Raw genomic sequence first — 16,399 nt, 5'->3', positions numbered from 1 at the left:
GTCTTCCCATGCGCCGCCTGCCCTGGGTGGGCCTGCCCACCGACAGCACCGTGCTCGGCCACCACCGTTTCGCGGTGGCCGGCGAGAAGTACGTGCGCGCGCTGGCCGAGGCGGCCGAGGTGACCCCGGTGGTGTTGCCGAGCCTGCAGCCACCGTTGCCGGCCAGCGACTGGCTGCTTGGGCTCGATGGCCTGCTGTTGACCGGCGCGGTCAGCAATATCGAACCGCAGCACTACGAAGGCGGCCGCAGCTGGCCAGGCAATCCGCATGACCCTGCCCGCGATGCCAATGCCTTCGCGCTGCTGCACGAGGCGCTGGCGCTGGACCTGCCAGTGCTGGCGATCTGCCGGGGCTTCCAGGAGTTGAACGTCGCACTGGGCGGCAGCCTGCATCCGCAGGTGCATGCGGTGCCCGGCCTGGCCGACCATCGCGAAGACCCGCAGGCGCCGGTGGACGTGCAGTATGGGCCGGCCCATGCGGTGACCCTGGCCGCCGACGGCTGGCTGGCGCAGTGGCACGGCAGTGGCCGCGCGCAGGTCAATTCGGTGCACGGACAGGGCATCGCCCGCCTCGCGCAGGGCCTGGAGGTCGAGGCCATGGCCGATGACGGACTGGTCGAGGCAGCGCGCAGCCTGCACCATGGATTTGTGCTCGGCGTACAGTGGCATCCGGAGTGGCGTGTCACGCAGACGCCGTTCTATCACGCTATTTTCCGTGCGTTCGGCCAAGCTTGCCGGCAGCACCAACAGAACCGACTGGATTCCCGATGAGTTCCCGAACGCGCCCGCGCAAGACGGCCACGCCCCCCGCACCGCAGGAAAGCAGCCTGCTGCGCTGGCTGAAGGAGCGGCGCATCACCGAGGTGGAATGCCTGGTGCCGGACATCACCGGCAACGCCCGCGGCAAGATCATTCCTGCCGACAAGTTCTCGCACGACTACGGCACGCGCCTGCCGGAAGGCATCTTCGCCACCACCGTCACCGGCGAGTTCCCTGACGACTACTACGAGCTGACCTCGCCGTCGGACTCGGACATGATGCTGCGCCCTGACCCGGATACGGTGCGCATGGTGCCGTGGGCGGCCGATGCCACCGCGCAGGTCATCCACGATTGCTACACCAAGAGCGGCGAACCGCACGAGCTTGCGCCGCGCAACGTGCTGCGCCGCGTACTGGCGGCTTATGCGGAACTGGGCCTGCGCCCGGTGGTGGCGCCGGAGCTGGAGTTCTTCCTGGTGCAGAAGAACACCGACCCGGACTTCCCGCTGCTGCCACCGGCCGGTCGCTCGGGGCGCCCGGAGACCGCGCGGCAGTCGTACTCGATCGACGCGGTCAACGAGTTCGACCCGATCCTCGACCTGATGTACGACTACGCCGATGCGATGAAGCTGGACGTGGACACGCTGATCCACGAATCCGGCGCAGCACAGCTGGAGGTGAACTTCACCCATGCCGATGCGATGGACCTGGCCGACCAGGTGTTCCTGTTCAAGCGCACCATGCGCGAGGCGGCGATGCGCCACGGGGTGTACGCCACGTTCCTGGCCAAGCCCATGGAGAACGAGCCCGGTAGTGCCATGCACATCCACCAGAGCCTGGTGCGGGTGAGCGATGGCAGCAATGTGTTCGCTGGCGAGACCGATGCCGAGGGCGAGTTCAGCCCGGTGTTCGGCCACTACCTGGGCGGCCTGCAGAAGTACGCGCCGCAGGCGATGGCGTTCTTCGCGCCGAACGTGAATTCCTACCGGCGCCTGGTGTTCGGCGAAGTCTCGCCGAGCAACGTGCACTGGGGCTTCGACAACCGTACCTGCGGCCTGCGCGTGCCGCTGGATACGCCGGAAAACATGCGCGTGGAGAGTCGTTTCGCCGGTTCCGACGCCAATCCGTACCTGGCAATGGCGGCCACCCTGGCCTGCGGCCTGCTCGGCATCCGCGAGCGGCTGGCGCCGGACGCGCCGGTGACCGGCAGCGCGAAGGAACTGGGCTACAACCTGCCGCGCTCGCTGGGCGAGGCGCTGGACGGGTTGGAGCAGTGCAGCGAGCTCCAGGCCCTGCTGGGCGAGCGTTTCTGCCGCGCCTACATCTCGGTCAAGCGCAAGGAATACGAGACCTTTTTCCGCGTCATCAGCTCGTGGGAGCGCGAGTTCCTGCTGCTGAACGTCTGAGCATCTGGAATAGAAAAATCCGCCGCCGGGGGGTAGGCTGGCACCCGTCGCCGGCTCCGCCGGCCCCCCTTCCCGCATTCTGGAGCACCCGATGAAGCTGCGTATCCTCACGCTCGGCCTGGCCTCCGCCATGCTTGCCGCCTGTGGCGGTGGCAACGGCGGCGCGCAGGACAGCCAGGTCCTGAACGTCTACAACTACAGCGATTACATCGCCGAGGACACCATTCCGACCTTCGAGAAGGAGAGCGGCATCAAGGTGACCTACGATGTGTTCGACAGCGATGAGATGGTCGAGACCAAGCTGCTGGCCGGCAACAGCGGCTACGACGTGGTGGTGCCGACCCTGAACTTCTTCGGCCGCCAGATCCAGGCCGGCGTGTTCCTGCCGCTGGACAAGAGCAAGATCCCGAACCTGGACAACCTCGATCCGGCGGTGATGAAGCGCATCGCTACCCAGGACCCGGGCAACCAGTACGGCGTGCCGTACATGATCGGCACCACCGGCATCGGCTACAACGTGGACATGCTGAAGCAGCGCTTCGGCGGCAGCACCGATGTCGCCAACAGCTGGGACCTGGTGTTCAAGCCGGAGAACATCAGCAAGATGAAGGACTGCGGCGTGACCATCCTGGACACGCCGGCCGACATGATCCCGATCGCGCTGCATTACCTGGGCCTGGATCCGCACAGCGGCGACCCGGCCGAACTGCAGAAGGCGGCCGACCTGCTGAAGTCGATCCGCCCGTACGTGCAGAATTTCCACTCCTCGCAGTACGTCGGCTCGCTGGCCAATGGCGGCACCTGCCTGGTGGTCGGCTGGTCGGGTGACATCATCCAGGCCCGCGACCGCGCCGAGGAAGCCAGCAATGGCGTGCACGTGGCTTATTCGATCCCGAAGGAAGGTGCGCCGCAGTGGTTCGATATGCTGGCGATCCCGAAGGACGCCAAGCACCCGGAAGCGGCTTACAGGTTCATCAACTATCTGCTGGAACCGAAGGTCGCCGCGGCCAACACCAACTTCATCCACTACGCCAACCCGATCCCGACCGCGACACCGCTGGTGGACGAGGCGATCCGCACCGACCCGACGATCTACCCGCCGGCCGACGTGGCCGAGAAGATGTTCACCTACTCGATCAACACGCCGGAGACCGACAAGCTCTACACCCGGCTGTGGACCGAGGTGAAGACCGGCCGTTAAGCCGGTCTGGCGGCGCCGGGCCTTGCCCGGCGGCCGCCTTGCTTCACCGCTTCACCGTGCCGGAATCGGTACCGTCGGCCTGGTCAAGGTGCCTCAGGATGGCCGGCAGCAGGTCGCGTGCATCGCGGCCGCCGTTGCACAGGAACGACGAACTCATCCGCTGCAGGTTGTGCATGCCGATGAAGAACAAGCCCGGTTGCGGGGAAACGCCAAACTCGCCCAGCGGATAGCCGTGGGCATCCAGCGCGCCCTGCACATCGAGCCAGGGCCATTCGGCGACGAAACCGGTGGCCAGCACCACCGAGCGGATGCCTGCCGTCTGCAGATCCAGTTCATCCGGGGCTATGTCCGGCTCCCAGTGCAGATAGACCTCTTCGGGAATGTAGCGGGCATCGTCGGTGCGCGGCTCGGGCCGCGTGGCGTAGTACGCGCTGGCCAGCGAATCGAGATAGGCGTACTCGGCGCGCGTCGCCTCGATCGCGGTGCGAAGTTGCGGGCGGACATCGGCGAAGCGGGCGGTGTTTCCATTGAATTCCTGCAACCGGCCCAGCAACCTGATCCCTGCGCGGTGCATCGCCAGCAGGCTGATCGAACTGCCCAGGCCGGCGCGTCCCTTGCCGGAAATCAGGGGGAACTCCGCGGTGCGGGCCTTGCGCAGCGCGTCCGGCTCGCCTGCCAGTACGGCCGCCGATTGGCTTACGTGTTGATGGATGCGCCCGGCCATGTCCCACCAGGTCATCGAGTCCTTGCCGCGCAGCCGACGGGTGTGCGAATGACGATCGGCCAATGACCAGTACACGCTGCGACCACCGTCGCGCAGGTCCTGGGCGATCTGCGCGCCGGACTGGCCGCCGCCGATGACCAGCACCGCGCCCTCGGGTAGCTGGCCGGGACTGCGGTAGTCGCTGGAGTGCAGCACGGTGAGGCCTGTTGCGGGCGCGAAAGGGGCCCGGGGCAACCGCGCCCGGCGGTATTCACCGGTGGCGACCACCACCGCCTGGGCATGGATCAGCCCCCGGCTGCTGTCGATGGCATAGCCACCGGACTCCGGCCCGACCCGATGGACCACGCACCCCTCGCTGATCGGCAACGCGCGCTCGTCGGCATAGTCGCGCAGCCGTCGGATCACTTCCGGGGCCCCCATGAACCCTTCCGGGTCATCCCCGGCATAGGCATGGCCATGCAGGGCCATCGTCGCGTTGGCGGTGTTGGTCTGGAACGAATCCCAGCGCCGCCGCCAGCTGGCGCCCACGGTTTCGGCCTCCAGCACGCGATGCTCGACGCGGACCTCCTGCAGGAGCGCGCTGAGGGACAACCCGGCCTGGCCGGCGCCGATGATGACCAGCGGCAGCCGTGCAGGCAGGCAGCCCGGCAGGCGGGGCGGGAAAGGGGAGGGGCTGTCCGGGGAAATCACCAGGGGCGGTCCATGCAAGGCCTAGATGCGGGACATTGCGCGGGGAATGTCCGGGGCTTTCAATGGATCCCGTTCTGAAAAATGTTGCAGATCGGGCTGCCGCCCGCAGTGTCTGGCCGGGACGGCTGCAGGGTCGTCCAGGGGAGCCCGGGCCTTGGGGCGGACAGGCCACCATCGCGGGGGAAACCGACACGCCCTCGGGGGCCCTGGGCGGGCCAGCGGCCGCTTCCACCCACTCCCGTCATATCCCCTTCGGCCCCCGGCCGTTAGAATGACCGCCGCTGTCCACCGCCCGCTCCCGGAGCCCCCATGCCCGTTGAAGCCCAGCCGGTAGCCGCCGTCGTCGACACGACCGGTGCGCCCGGCTATCTCTCCATTCGTGATCTGCGCAAGGAATTCGACGGTTTCGTCGCCGTCGACGACGTCAACCTGGACGTGCGCAAGGGCGAGATCTTTGCCCTGCTCGGTGGCTCCGGCAGTGGTAAATCGACCCTGCTGCGCTGCCTGGGCGGCTTCGAGACGCCCACCAAGGGCAGCATCACCGTCGATGGCCAACGCCTGGATGCGCTGCCGCCGTACCAGCGGCCGGTCAACATGATGTTCCAGTCCTATGCCCTGTTCCCGCACATGACGGTCGAGCAGAACATCGCCTTCGGCCTGAAGCAGGATGGCCTGGGCAAGGATGCGATCAGCAAGCGCGTCGGCGAGATGCTCGACCTGGTGCAGATGGGCCACCTGGGCAAGCGCAAGCCGCACCAGCTGTCCGGTGGCCAGCAGCAGCGCGTGGCGCTGGCGCGGTCGCTGGCCAAGGGACCGAAGCTCCTGCTGCTGGACGAACCGATGGGCGCGCTGGACAAGAAGCTGCGCTCGCAGATGCAGCTGGAACTGGTCAGCATCATCGAATCGTCGGGCGTGACCTGCGTGATGGTCACCCACGACCAGGAAGAAGCGATGACCATGGCCACCCGCATCGCGGTGATGGATGCCGGCTGGATCCAGCAGGTCGGCAAGCCGGACGAGGTCTACGAGCAGCCGGCCAACCGCTTCGTCGCCGAGTTCATCGGTTCGGTCAACCTGTTTGACGGGGTGATCGACGAGGATCTGCCCGAGTACGTGACCGTGCGCTCGCCGCTGTTCCCGGCGCCGATCTACATCGCCCATGGCATCACCTGTTACGAAGGGCAGCCGGTCGCATTCGCGCTGCGCCCGGAGAAGGTGATGATCGGCAAGGACGAGCCGGAAGGGCACACCAACAAGGCGCAGGGCGTGATCGAGGACATCGCCTACTTCGGCAGCCACTCGGTGTATCACGTGCGCCTGCCCAGCGGCGCCAAGGTGCTGGCCAACTTCGCCAACTCGCAGCGCTGGGCCAGTGATGGCTTCACCTGGGGCGACGAGGTGTGGGTGCACTGGCGCGACAACGACGGCGTGGTGCTCACCTCATGAGCGTCGCCGGCCTGAAGCGCTGGCTGCCGGGGCTGCGTGCCACGGTGATCGGCATTCCGTACCTGTGGCTGCTGCTGTTCTTCGCAGTGCCGTTCCTGATCGTGCTGATGATCAGTTTCTCGCTCAGCCGGGTCGGCTCGCCGCCGTATACCTGGCTGCTGCAGTACGGGGACGGCGGGTTCTCGCTGAAGCTGAACCTGGAGAATTACCTGGCGCTGTTCCGCGATTCGATCTATGCGCAGGCCTTCCTGAGCTCGATCAGGATCGCGGCCATCTCCACCTTCCTGACCCTGCTGATCGGCTACCCGATGGCTTATGCCATCGCCCGCCTGTCGCCGGCCGCACGCAACGTGGCGATGATGCTGGTGGTGCTGCCGTCGTGGACCTCGTTCCTGATCCGCGTGTATGCGTGGAAGGCGATCCTGGACCGCAACGGCCTGCTTGACCAGTTCCTGCAGTTCACCGGCCTGCAGGCGCTGATGACGTCGACGGGCCTGCCGAAACTGCAGTTGATCGATACGCCGACCGCCGCCTACATCGGCATCGTCTACTGCTACCTGCCGTTCATGGTGCTGCCGCTGTACGCCAACCTGGTCAAGCATGACCACCGCCTGCTGGAAGCGGCCTACGACCTGGGTGCCAGGCCATGGCAGGCCTTCCTGCGCATCACCCTGCCGCTGTCGAAGGCCGGCATCATCGCCGGCTGCATGCTGGTGATGATCCCGGCAGTGGGTGAATTCGTGATTCCGGAAATGCTGGGGGGCTCGGAGACGCTGATGGTCGGCCGTCAGCTGTGGAACGAGTTCTTCAACAACCGCAACTGGCCGGGTGCCTCGGCGATGGCGGTGGCGATGATCCTGTTGCTGCTGGTGCCGATCCTGCTGTTCAACCGATCCCAGCAGCGCCTGCTGGAAGGGAAGCAGGCATGAGCCCGCGTACCGCCAAGGGCCTGGGGCTGGGCGTGCTGCTGCTCGGCTTCGCCTTCCTGTACCTGCCGATCCTGCTGTTGATGTTCTATTCGTTCAACAGCTCGCGGCTGGCGATGGTCTGGGCCGGGTTCTCCACCCGCGCCTACAGTGACCTGTTCGCCGACCGCGCGCTGATGGAGGCGATGTGGACCAGCCTGGTGGTGGCGTTCTGGACCGCCTGTACCGCCACCGTGCTGGGCACGCTGGCGGCGATGGTGATGACCCGCTTCAAGCGCTTCCGTGGCAAGCCGCTGTTCGGTGCGCTGGTCACCGCGCCGCTGGTGATGCCGGATGTGATCCTGGGCTTCTCGCTGATGGCGCTGCTGGCCTCGATGGGCGCGATTCCGGGCTTCCCGGCGCGCGGCCTGGCCACCATCTGGATCGCGCACGTCACCTTCACCCTGTGCTTCGTCACCGTGGTGGTGTCTTCGCGGCTGCAGGAAATGGACCTGTCGCTGGAAGAGGCGGCGATGGACCTGGGCGCCAGCCGGCTGACCGTGTTCACCCGCATCACCCTGCCGATCATCGCGCCGGCGCTGGTGGCGGGCTGGCTGCTGGCGTTCACCCTGTCGCTGGATGACGTGGTGGTGGCCAGCTTCGTCGCCACGCCGGGCTCGACCACGCTGCCGATGAAGGTGTTCGCGTCGGTGCGCATGGGCATCAGCCCGAAGATCAATGCACTGGCCACGCTGCTGGTGTCGGCGGTATCGATCGCCGCGGTGATCGGCTGGTACATCAATGCCCGTGCCGAGAAGCGGCGCCAGCGCGACCTGCAGCTGGCGCGGCAGGACAACGGCTGAGTACACGATCCGTCGACTGTGCCGGCAACGCCCGGCTCACGGCCGGCGGCGCACAATGGGGGTCTTCCAGATGGAGATCCCCCATGACCGTCGAGATCGTCGACCCGGCCACCGGCCAGGTGACCTACCGCCATGAACTGATGGGCGCTGCCGACATCGAGCAGCGCCTGCAGGCCGCCGCCGATGCGTTCCCCGGCTGGGCCGAGCGTTCGCTGCAGGAGCGCGGCGCGATCCTGCGCCAGATCGCGGCGCAGCTGCGCACGCGCCGCGACGACCTGCAGCAGGCGATGACCCACGAGATGGGCAAGCTCAAGGCCGAAGCGCTGGCCGAGGTCGACAAGTGCGCGGCGGCCTGCGAGTACTACGCCGACCATGCGGCCGACTATCTCAAGCCGCAGCTGATCGACACCGAAGCGCAGCGCAGCTATGTGCGCTACGAGCCGATCGGCTGCGTGTTCGCGGTGATGCCGTGGAATTTCCCGATCTGGCAGGTGTTCCGCTTCCTCGCACCGGCGTTCATGGCCGGCAACGTGGCCCTGCTCAAGCACGCCAGCAACGTGCCGCAGTGTGCCGACCTGATCCTGGCGGTGTGCCGTGATGGCGGCCTGCCGGACGGCGTGTTCGACGTGCTGCACATCGACAACGACCAGGCCGCCGACGTGCTGCGCGACGCACGGGTGAAGGCGGTGACGCTGACCGGCAGCGAGCGGGCAGGGCGCTCGATCGCCTCCAACGCCGGCAGCCAGTTGAAGAAGTCGGTGATGGAGCTGGGTGGCAGCGATGCCTTCGTGGTGCTCGACGATGCCGACCTCGACAAGACGGTTGCGGCAGCAGTGAAGTCGCGCTTCGACAACAGCGGGCAGACCTGCATCGCGGCCAAGCGCTTCATCGTGGTCGAGGCGGTGGCCGATGAATTCACCCGTCGCTTCGTTGAAGCTGCGGCCGAGCGCCAGTACGGCGATCCCGATGAGCGGGGCACCACGCTGGCGCCGATGGCCCGTGCCGACCTGCGCGATGAACTGCACAAGCAGGTACAGGCCAGCGTGGCCAAGGGTGCGCGGGTGCTGATAGGCGGCGAGCCGATTGCCGGCACCCACGCCGGCTATCCGGCCACGGTGCTCGACCAGGTCGGCCCGGGCATGCCGGCCTACGAGGAGGAACTGTTCGGTCCGGTGGCTGCGGTGATCCGGGTCGCTGATGAGAGCGAGGCACTGCGCGTGGCCAACGACACCCCCTTCGGCCTGGGCGGCAGCGTGTGGACGCGCGATCCGGTGCGCGGCGAAGCCTTCGCGCAACGCATGGAGTGCGGCGCCGCGTTCGTCAACGCGATCGTCAAGAGCGATGCGCGGCTGCCGTTCGGCGGCAGCAAGCAGTCTGGGTTTGGCCGGGAACTGGCCGACCACGGCATCCATGAGTTCATGAACATCAAGACCGTTTACGTGGCCTGATTCCCCTCCTTCTGTAGAGTCGAGCCATGCCCGACTGCTCGTCGCTCTTGTAGAGCCGAGCCCATGCTCGGCTGCTCTCGCCGGCATCAGTCGAAAAAGCTCGACTCTACGGAATGCGCCAAACAGCCAGCCGAGCATGGGCTCGGCTCTACAAGAAGAGGGTTGCGTACGCGCTACAGCCAGCCCGAACGCTTGAACAACCGGTACAGGCCCACGCAGACGCCGCCCACGCCAACGATCATCAGTGGGTAGGCCCACGGTTGGCTCAGCTCCGGCATGTGGCTGAAGTTCATCCCGTACCAGCTGGTGATCAGCGTCGGTGCCGCCAGCAGCGCAGCCCACGCACCGAGGCGCTTGACCGTCTCGCCCTGCGCCAGCGTCACCAGCGACAGGTTCACGCTGAGCGCGGTGCCCAGCATCTCGCGCAGGGTGTCGATCACATCGCTGATGCGTACCGCGTGGTCGTGCACGTCACGGATGTACAGCTTCACTTCGTCCGGAACCAGCTCGCCCTGGTAACGGCGCAGCTGGGCCAGCACATCCTGCAGCGGCGCCACCGCCATCCGCATCTTGTTCAGTTCGCGCTTGAGCTCGTACAGGCGCACCACGGTGCTGCGCTTGTAGTTCTCGGCGAAGATGTCCTTTTCCAGCAGGTCCAGGGTGTCGCGGAAGCGGTGCACGATCGGCAGGTAATTGTCGACCACGAAGTCGGTCACCGCGTACAGGCAGTACGACGGGCCCATCTTCAGCAGCTGCGGCTCACGCTCGACCCGAGCACGTACCGGCGCGTAGGACAGCGAGGCGCCGTGGCGCACCGTTACCAGGAAGCGCGGGCCGAGGAAGGCATGGGTTTCGCCATACTGGATGCGCTCGTCGACCATCTGCGCGGTGGTCACCACCACGAACATCGAATTGCCGTAGGTCTCGACCTTGGGCCGCTGGTGCGCGTTGCGCGCATCCTCGATGGCCAGGTCGTGCAGGCAGAATTCCTCCTGCAGTTTCAGCAGCACATCGTCGTTGGGGTCGTACAGGCCGACCCAGACGAAGCCATTGCCACTGGCAATGACATCGCTGATGGCGTCCAGGGTGATGTCGTGGCGTTTGCCCTCGTCATCGTAGTGGACGCAGTTGATGACGCAGGCGGGGTTGGCTGAAGCCGGGGCGGAAGCGGAGGCGGGCAATGACATGCCCGCCATCGTGCGTCAGCGCCGTGTTTCGGACAAGTGAGGATGGCGCCCCAGTACCCACGCCAGCGCGACGTGGACGGGCAGCAGCAGCACGATCCACTGCACGTTGTACTGCGCCTGCAGGCTCAGCCAGTGCAGCACCAGTGCCGCCACGGCCTGCACTGCCAGCAGCCACAGCACGACCCTGAACATGCGGCCCGGCACGCGCCGGCGCAGCAGGCGGATTGCTCCGGGCAGCAGCAGCACGGCCACCGGCGAAAGCAGCAGCAGATTGCGGTTGGCCCAGGCGGCGTAGTGGGTGCTGAAGCCCCAGAGGAACACCAGCAGGCTGCCGGCGATGGCGCACAACAGCCAGAACGGCAGGGCCAGCCCGGCCAGCAGGCGCGGGCGGTTGCGCAGCACCAGCACGCCGCCGGCCACGGCCAGACCAAGCAGCAGCCACGGCCACCAGCGACGCGCGAACTCCTTCGGCTCCGGATCGATGCGGTGCGGCAGCAGTTCCTGTTCGGACTGCACCAGCGGCCGGCCATCACTGTTGCGTGCCTGGCGCAGCGCATCGGCCAGGCGCATCGGCACGAACGCTTCCTGCCAGCGCGACAGCGGCTGGTCGGCGAACGGCCCCAGGCCGACATCGAAGCCCAGCCACATCCACGGGGCGGGCGAGGCCAGGCGCACCGACTCGCTGCGGTAGGTGTTGCCGCGCGAACGCCCCGACAGCTGCGACTGCAGGCCGCCGCCCAGCGCCTTGTCCACCGTGTCGCGTACCATCGTGGCGCAGTTGGCGGTGTAGTAGTCGTAGTGGTAGCGCGCGTTTTCCGGCTTGGCCCGCTCGGCCAGGTCAGCGGCCAGGGCACGCGCCTGGTCGGGGCGCAGGTCCAGCCACTGCACGCTGGCACCGCGGCCGGTCTCGTCGTAGTACGACAGGTCCTGCTGCAGCGGTAGCGCCACCAGGTAATACATCATGTCGCCGCGCACGAAGCGGCTGATGAAGTCGTCCTCGGACGGATCGAAGTAGCCGAAGTTGTACGATGTCGCTTCGCCACTGGCCGGATCGACCACGACGATGGCGTCATGCCCGAAGCGTTCGAAGAACACGGTGCCCGGCTGCATGGTCACCACGCCGATACGCGGGACCGGGGCCTCGGCGTTGGCGGTGGCAGGTGCGGGCACGGCTGCCGCCGGCTGCGCGAAGGCGGCCAGTGGCAGGGCCATGGTCATGGCCAGCACACACAGTGCCAGCCACGCCGTGAGGATCAGACCGCGGCGCTTCAAGCGTCGTCCTGCGCGTCCGGCGGCAGCACGGTCACGTGGAAGGCCTGCACCCGGCGCGCATCGGCGCGGGCCACGCGGAACATGAAGCGGTCCAGCGCCAGCTCATCGCCGACTTCCGGCAGATGGCCCACGGCCTCGGTGACCAGGCCACCGATGGTGTCGTAGTCCTCGTCGGAGAACGTCGCGCCGAAGCGCTCGTTGAAGTCGCCGATCGGGGTCAGCGCGTCGACCACGTACTGGCCGTCGGACTGGATGGCGATCTGCGCGGACGGATCCTCGGCCTCGTCGTGCTCGTCGTCGATCTCGCCGACGATCTGCTCCAGGACGTCCTCGATGGTGACCAGGCCGGCGACACCGCCGTACTCGTCGACCACGATGGCCATGTGGTTGCGCGACAGGCGGAACTCCTTCAGGAGCACGTTCAGCTTCTTCGCCTCCGGGATCAGCACCGCCGGGCGCAGCAGCTCGCGTACGTTGGCCGGGCCGTTGTCGGCGACCACGCCGCGCAGCAGGTCCTTGGCCAGCAGGATGCCAAGGATGTCGTCCTTGTTCTCGCCGTGCACCGGGAAGCGCGAATGGCCCGATTCGACCACCTGCTTCATCAGTTCCAGGAAGGGCGCTTCGACCGGCAGCGAGACCATCTGCGAGCGCGAGATCATCACGTCGCCCACGGTCAGCTCGGCCACCGAAATGGCGCCTTCCATCATCTTCAGGGTATCGGCGGCGATCAGACCCTCTTCCTGCGCGGTGTGCAGGACAGCGACCAGCTCGTCGCGGGTGTGGGGTTCGCCGGAGAAGGCCGAGGTCAGGCGTTCAAGCCAACCGCGCTTCTTTTCACTGTGCTCCGCAGGGGAGCTACTACTGTCGTCTTCTGACATCTCTGGAAAAAAGGCACCCGGCAGGCCGGGCGTTGGCCCAAGTCTAGCAGGATGTGGCGGCCTGTCAGTGACCGTCGCTGCCCGGTCCGGTGATCGGCGGCGGGGCCAGTTCAGGCCGGGCAGGGGCTTCTTCTTCAGGCAGGTCCAGGCTGTAGGTACAGCCGGCCAGCGTTTTCCCCGGATGGGAGGTCACGGTGGACACGCTGAGGATGATCGACTCGATCTGGGCCTCGCCGGTCTTCGGGTCGGTCACGTCGCGGCTGACCAGCTCGCGGCCGGCCATGAACTTGCCGTCCTGGTCGTAGCCGGTCTCCAGCGCCAGGCGCTTGGCCAGCGGGCGTGGGTCGGCCTGGTCGAGGACGGCCATGATGCTGGCGCCGGCCACCGCCACCCGTTCGGTGGTCACGCCGAACACGCTGATCGGCTGGGCCAGGCGGTACTCGCTCATGAACTGGTTGCCCTGGGGCAGCGGCTGCAGGCCGTGGGCGACGGCTTTCAGTGGATCAGCCAGCAGGGGCGCCAGCGCGGCCTGCTCGGCCACACCCTGGCGGCATTCGATCAGGGCCGGCAGATCCAAGGCAGCGGCCGGGGCGGACGCGACGAGCAGCAGGGGCACGGCAATACGCAGCAGCACAAGGAAATTCCCGTTGTAGAGCCGAGCCCATGCTCGGCTGCATTTCGGTCAGGTTTGCGGGGGCGATGCATTGGAGCCGAGCGTAGGCGCGGCTGCATAGGCCGTCAGCGCTCGCCGGCGTAGGGATCGGCGATGCCGAGCTCGGCCAGGATCTCCCGTTCCAGCTGTTCCATCGCCTCGGCCTCCTTGTCGTCCTCGTGGTCCCAGCCAAGCAGGTGCAGCACGCCGTGCACGGTCAGGTGCGCGTAATGGGCGTTGAGCGCCTTGCCCTGTTCGTCGGCTTCGCGCGCCACCACCGGTGCGCAGATCACCAGGTCACCCAGCAGCGGGAACTTGACGCCCTTGGGCAGGCCTTCGGGCACTTCGGCCGGGAAGCTGAGCACGTTGGTGGCGTAATCCTTGCCGCGGTAATGGCGGTTCAGCGATTGCCCCTCCTTGGCATCGACCACGCGGATGGCCAGGTCGGCCTCGCGGATGCGGCCCTTCAACGCAGCGGCCACCCACTTGCGGAAGCTCACTGCCGCCGGCAGCCCGGTACGCGGCAGGGCATAACTGACGGCGACGTCCAGTCGCACGGGACCACGGGTCATGGCGTTGCTCCAGGCTGGATCTGATGCAGGTCGCGGCGGTCGTAGGCGCTGACGATGCGCGCCACCAGCGGATGCCGGACCACGTCGCGGGATTCGAAGAAGGTGAAGCTGACGCCCTCGACCTCGCGCAGCACATCGATGGCATCGCGCAGGCCGGATTTCACGTGCTTGGGCAGGTCGGTCTGGGTCAGGTCACCGGTGACCACCGCGGTGGAGCCGTAGCCCAGGCGGGTCAGGAACATCTTCATCTGCTCGATGGTGGTGTTCTGCGCCTCGTCCAGGATCACGAACGCATCGTTGAGCGTGCGGCCGCGCATGTAGGCCAGCGGCGCGATCTCGATGACGTTCTTCTCCAGCAGCTTGACCACCTTCTCCACGCCCATCATCTCGTACAGGGCGTCGTACAGCGGTCGCAGGTAAGGGTCGACCTTCTGGCTCAGGTCGCCGGGCAGGAAGCCCAGCTTCTCGCCGGCTTCCACCGCCGGGCGCACCAGGATCAGGCGCTGCACCCGCGACTCGTTCAGTGCTTCGACCGCGCTGGCCACGGCCAGGAAGGTCTTGCCGGTTCCGGCCGGGCCGATGCCGAAGTTGATGTCATGCGTGGCGATCTGGTGCAGGTAGCGGCCCTGGTTGGCGCCGCGGCCACGTACCGTGCCGCGCTTGACCTTGATCGCCACGTCCTGCGCTTCGTAGGAGCGTTCGGCGATCTGCTCGACGTTGGCCTGCGCCAGGCGCAGGTGGATGGCGTGGTTGTCGAAGGTGGTTTCGCCGGCTTCGGCGTACAGCGCTTCAACCAGCTTCTGCGCCTCGACGATGGCTTCGTTGGGCCCGCTGATGCGGAACACGAAGCCACGATTGGCGATCTCCACGCCGAGCTTCAGCTCGATCTGGCGCAGGTGCCCATCGAAGGGGCCGCACAGGTTGGCCAGTCGCTCGTTGTCTTCCGGCGACAGGGTGAAGTCTCGATGATCGATGCTTTTCATTGCTTGGGGTGGGGCGGGGTCGCCGTCCACCGCGATGGACTCGGGGTGACAAGGTTACGCGCGTACCGGGCATGCGGCCAGCGGCGGGCCGATACGCGGTTTTCCACACCCGGTGTGGACGGGGGGCGCGAAAAGCTGTGGATAGGCCTTCGCAGTGCTTGTGCCACAAGGCGTATGAGGTGGTGGTGAAAAAACCGTCACGGTCGGCCGGCGCCTGTGACGGCAGCGCATCTTCCGTTGCCAGGCAGCCAGTACGGCCGCCCCCGTCCGGTTCTCCACACCGGCTGTGGAATGATGCTGAATCAAGCTGTGGATAGGTGGCGAGGAACCTTGCAGCAAAAGGCTTGCCCGCGCGTGGCGAAAAAACCGTCAGGGCTGATCGGAATCATTGAAGGTGCACGGGGCAGGTGGCACCGTGTCGCCGTCGCAGGAGGGGATGGCATGGGCATCGGCAACGGGATGCGTGGACTCGGACTGGCGGGCATCGGCCTGCTGGCGGGCTGTGGGCAGTCAACGCCAACGGCGCTGGGCACGCTGGAGTGGGACCGGATCACGGTGCCGGCGCCGGCGGCCGAGGTGATCGCCACGGTGGAGGTGCGCGAGGGCCAGCGGGTCAAGGCCGGGGCCGTGCTGATGCAGCTCGATCCCGCCCGCGGCGACGCGCAGTTCGCGGCGGCGCAGGCCGACACGGCGCGCGCGCAGGCCCAGCTGGAAGAGCTGAAGCTCGGCCCGCGCCAGGAACAGATAGCACAGGCCCGGGCACAACTGGCCGCGTTGCGCGCGCAGTCTGCTGAAGCCACTGCCTACTATCGTCGGGTGCAACCATTGGCACGCCAGCGCCTGATCGCCGCCGCCGAGCTGGACCGTGCACGGGCGGCCGCCGGCAATGCCGCGGCCAGCGTGCGTGCCGCCGAGCAGGCCTGGCTGGAACGGGTGCACGGCAGTCGCGCGCAGGACATCGCCCAGGGCCAGGCGGCCGCCGACGCCGCACAGGCGCAGCAGGTGGTGCAGGGCGTCAACCTGCAGAAGCTGCAGCTGCGCGCACCGCGCGATGGCGTGATCGATGCCTTGCCCTACCGGCAGGGTGACCAGGCACCGATCGGGGCGCCGCTGGCGGTGATGCTGGTCGGCGAGCGCCCCTATGCGCGCGTCTACCTGCCGCAGCCGCTGCGCCTGCAGGTCAAGGTCGGTCAGCCGGCGCAGATACAGCTGGAGGGAGGGGGCACCGTACTGAAGGGCCATGTGCGCGCGATCCGCAGCGAGCCTTCATTCACCCCGTACTACGCACTGACCGGCGATGACGTCGAGCGCCTGAGCTACCTCGCCGAGATCGAAGTGGATGCAGCCAGCGACATGCAGACGCTTCCGGCCGGACTGCCGGTGCAGGTGCGCTTCTGAACACCGGTGCGGACAT

15 protein-coding genes are annotated in these 16,399 nt (G+C 67.1%); 8 read left to right on the top strand and 7 right to left on the bottom strand.

Translation table 11 applies throughout. The annotated features are described in order from the left end of the window. Positions 1 to 8: 8 nt before the first annotated feature. The 3 genes from AC5P5V_RS01230 to AC5P5V_RS01220 all read left to right on the top strand — a co-directional run bounded on the left by AC5P5V_RS01230 (position 9) and on the right by AC5P5V_RS01220 (position 3,365). On the top strand, positions 9 to 770 hold the full coding sequence (locus AC5P5V_RS01230; RefSeq protein ID WP_061478518.1) for a gamma-glutamyl-gamma-aminobutyrate hydrolase family protein: 762 nt from the start codon (positions 9 to 11) through the stop codon (positions 768 to 770). Next, positions 767 to 2,164 (top strand): glutamine synthetase family protein, encoded by a 1,398-nt coding sequence (locus AC5P5V_RS01225; protein WP_049416306.1) that lies wholly within the window; start codon positions 767 to 769, stop codon positions 2,162 to 2,164. The genes AC5P5V_RS01230 and AC5P5V_RS01225 overlap by 4 nt, the downstream gene beginning before the upstream one ends. 91 nt (positions 2,165 to 2,255) lie before the next feature. Beyond that, the gene (locus AC5P5V_RS01220) at positions 2,256 to 3,365 is read left to right on the top strand and encodes a polyamine ABC transporter substrate-binding protein (RefSeq protein ID WP_134968425.1); all 1,110 of its coding nucleotides are present in this window, start codon (positions 2,256 to 2,258) and stop codon (positions 3,363 to 3,365) included. 43 nt (positions 3,366 to 3,408) lie between these two features. Here the strand turns inward: AC5P5V_RS01220 and AC5P5V_RS01215 are convergent, their stop codons facing one another. Then, entirely contained in the window at positions 3,409 to 4,797 is a 1,389-nt protein-coding gene (locus tag AC5P5V_RS01215) for a flavin-containing monooxygenase (protein WP_231352643.1), read from the bottom strand. 291 nt (positions 4,798 to 5,088) lie between these two features. Between AC5P5V_RS01215 and AC5P5V_RS01210 the strand changes: the two genes are divergently transcribed. From AC5P5V_RS01210 to AC5P5V_RS01195, 4 genes are all read left to right on the top strand, one after another. Beyond that, on the top strand, positions 5,089 to 6,225 hold the full coding sequence (locus tag AC5P5V_RS01210) for an ABC transporter ATP-binding protein (RefSeq protein WP_005415926.1): 1,137 nt from the start codon (positions 5,089 to 5,091) through the stop codon (positions 6,223 to 6,225). Further along, a complete protein-coding gene (locus tag AC5P5V_RS01205; RefSeq protein ID WP_061478516.1) occupies positions 6,222 to 7,154 on the top strand; it encodes an ABC transporter permease subunit in 933 nt (310 codons plus the stop codon). The genes AC5P5V_RS01210 and AC5P5V_RS01205 overlap by 4 nt, the downstream gene beginning before the upstream one ends. Next, complete coding sequence (locus AC5P5V_RS01200; protein WP_021203562.1) at positions 7,151 to 7,993, top strand: ABC transporter permease subunit; 843 nt, start codon at positions 7,151 to 7,153, stop codon at positions 7,991 to 7,993. Before AC5P5V_RS01205 ends, AC5P5V_RS01200 begins: the two co-directional genes overlap by 4 nt. An 83-nt stretch (positions 7,994 to 8,076) precedes the next feature. Next, positions 8,077 to 9,441 (top strand): NAD-dependent succinate-semialdehyde dehydrogenase, encoded by a 1,365-nt coding sequence (locus tag AC5P5V_RS01195; RefSeq protein ID WP_134968426.1) that lies wholly within the window; start codon positions 8,077 to 8,079, stop codon positions 9,439 to 9,441. Between the two features lie 173 nt (positions 9,442 to 9,614). Here the strand turns inward: AC5P5V_RS01195 and AC5P5V_RS01190 are convergent, their stop codons facing one another. From AC5P5V_RS01190 to AC5P5V_RS01165, 6 genes are all read right to left on the bottom strand, one after another. After that, complete coding sequence (locus tag AC5P5V_RS01190) at positions 9,615 to 10,637, bottom strand: magnesium and cobalt transport protein CorA (RefSeq protein ID WP_061478513.1); 1,023 nt, start codon at positions 10,635 to 10,637, stop codon at positions 9,615 to 9,617. A 6-nt stretch (positions 10,638 to 10,643) separates the two neighbouring features. Then, a complete protein-coding gene (locus AC5P5V_RS01185) occupies positions 10,644 to 11,900 on the bottom strand; it encodes a lipoprotein N-acyltransferase Lnb domain-containing protein (protein ID WP_231352644.1) in 1,257 nt (418 codons plus the stop codon). After that, a complete protein-coding gene (locus tag AC5P5V_RS01180; protein WP_005408827.1) occupies positions 11,897 to 12,778 on the bottom strand; it encodes a CorC family transporter in 882 nt (293 codons plus the stop codon). The genes AC5P5V_RS01185 and AC5P5V_RS01180 overlap by 4 nt, the downstream gene beginning before the upstream one ends. Positions 12,779 to 12,842: 64 nt before the next feature. Further along, a complete protein-coding gene (locus tag AC5P5V_RS01175) occupies positions 12,843 to 13,409 on the bottom strand; it encodes a hypothetical protein (RefSeq protein WP_265329936.1) in 567 nt (188 codons plus the stop codon). 107 nt (positions 13,410 to 13,516) lie between these two features. After that, on the bottom strand, positions 13,517 to 14,002 hold the full coding sequence (gene ybeY, locus AC5P5V_RS01170; RefSeq protein ID WP_049412052.1) for an rRNA maturation RNase YbeY: 486 nt from the start codon (positions 14,000 to 14,002) through the stop codon (positions 13,517 to 13,519). Further along, positions 13,999 to 14,985, bottom strand: coding sequence for a PhoH family protein (locus tag AC5P5V_RS01165; protein ID WP_005415936.1), 987 nt, complete (start codon positions 14,983 to 14,985; stop codon positions 13,999 to 14,001). Before AC5P5V_RS01165 ends, ybeY begins: the two co-directional genes overlap by 4 nt. 441 nt (positions 14,986 to 15,426) lie before the next feature. Here AC5P5V_RS01165 and AC5P5V_RS01160 point away from each other — a divergent pair, with 441 nt between their 5' ends. Next, entirely contained in the window at positions 15,427 to 16,383 is a 957-nt protein-coding gene (locus AC5P5V_RS01160) for an HlyD family secretion protein (protein ID WP_231352645.1), read from the top strand. Positions 16,384 to 16,399 lie beyond the last annotated feature (16 nt).

It is taken from the genome of Stenotrophomonas sp. YJH_SMC_130 (assembly GCF_059369035.1).
This window is presented reverse-complemented; position numbering and strand designations above follow the sequence as displayed.

Bases quoted from the DNA above. Each gene is read 5' to 3' on its own strand.
- AC5P5V_RS01230 (WP_061478518.1), top strand. From the start codon at position 9: ATGCGCCGCCTGCCCTGGGTGGGCCTGCCCACCGACAGCACCGTGCTC.
- AC5P5V_RS01225 (WP_049416306.1), top strand. From the start codon at position 767: ATGAGTTCCCGAACGCGCCCGCGCAAGACGGCCACGCCCCCCGCACCG.
- AC5P5V_RS01220 (WP_134968425.1), top strand. From the start codon at position 2,256: ATGAAGCTGCGTATCCTCACGCTCGGCCTGGCCTCCGCCATGCTTGCC.
- AC5P5V_RS01210 (WP_005415926.1), top strand. From the start codon at position 5,089: ATGCCCGTTGAAGCCCAGCCGGTAGCCGCCGTCGTCGACACGACCGGT.
- AC5P5V_RS01205 (WP_061478516.1), top strand. From the start codon at position 6,222: ATGAGCGTCGCCGGCCTGAAGCGCTGGCTGCCGGGGCTGCGTGCCACG.
- AC5P5V_RS01200 (WP_021203562.1), top strand. From the start codon at position 7,151: ATGAGCCCGCGTACCGCCAAGGGCCTGGGGCTGGGCGTGCTGCTGCTC.
- AC5P5V_RS01195 (WP_134968426.1), top strand. From the start codon at position 8,077: ATGACCGTCGAGATCGTCGACCCGGCCACCGGCCAGGTGACCTACCGC.
- AC5P5V_RS01190 (WP_061478513.1), bottom strand. From the start codon at position 10,637: ATGGCGGGCATGTCATTGCCCGCCTCCGCTTCCGCCCCGGCTTCAGCC.
- AC5P5V_RS01180 (WP_005408827.1), bottom strand. From the start codon at position 12,778: ATGTCAGAAGACGACAGTAGTAGCTCCCCTGCGGAGCACAGTGAAAAG.
- ybeY (WP_049412052.1), bottom strand. From the start codon at position 14,002: ATGACCCGTGGTCCCGTGCGACTGGACGTCGCCGTCAGTTATGCCCTG.
- AC5P5V_RS01165 (WP_005415936.1), bottom strand. From the start codon at position 14,985: ATGAAAAGCATCGATCATCGAGACTTCACCCTGTCGCCGGAAGACAAC.
- AC5P5V_RS01160 (WP_231352645.1), top strand. From the start codon at position 15,427: ATGGGCATCGGCAACGGGATGCGTGGACTCGGACTGGCGGGCATCGGC.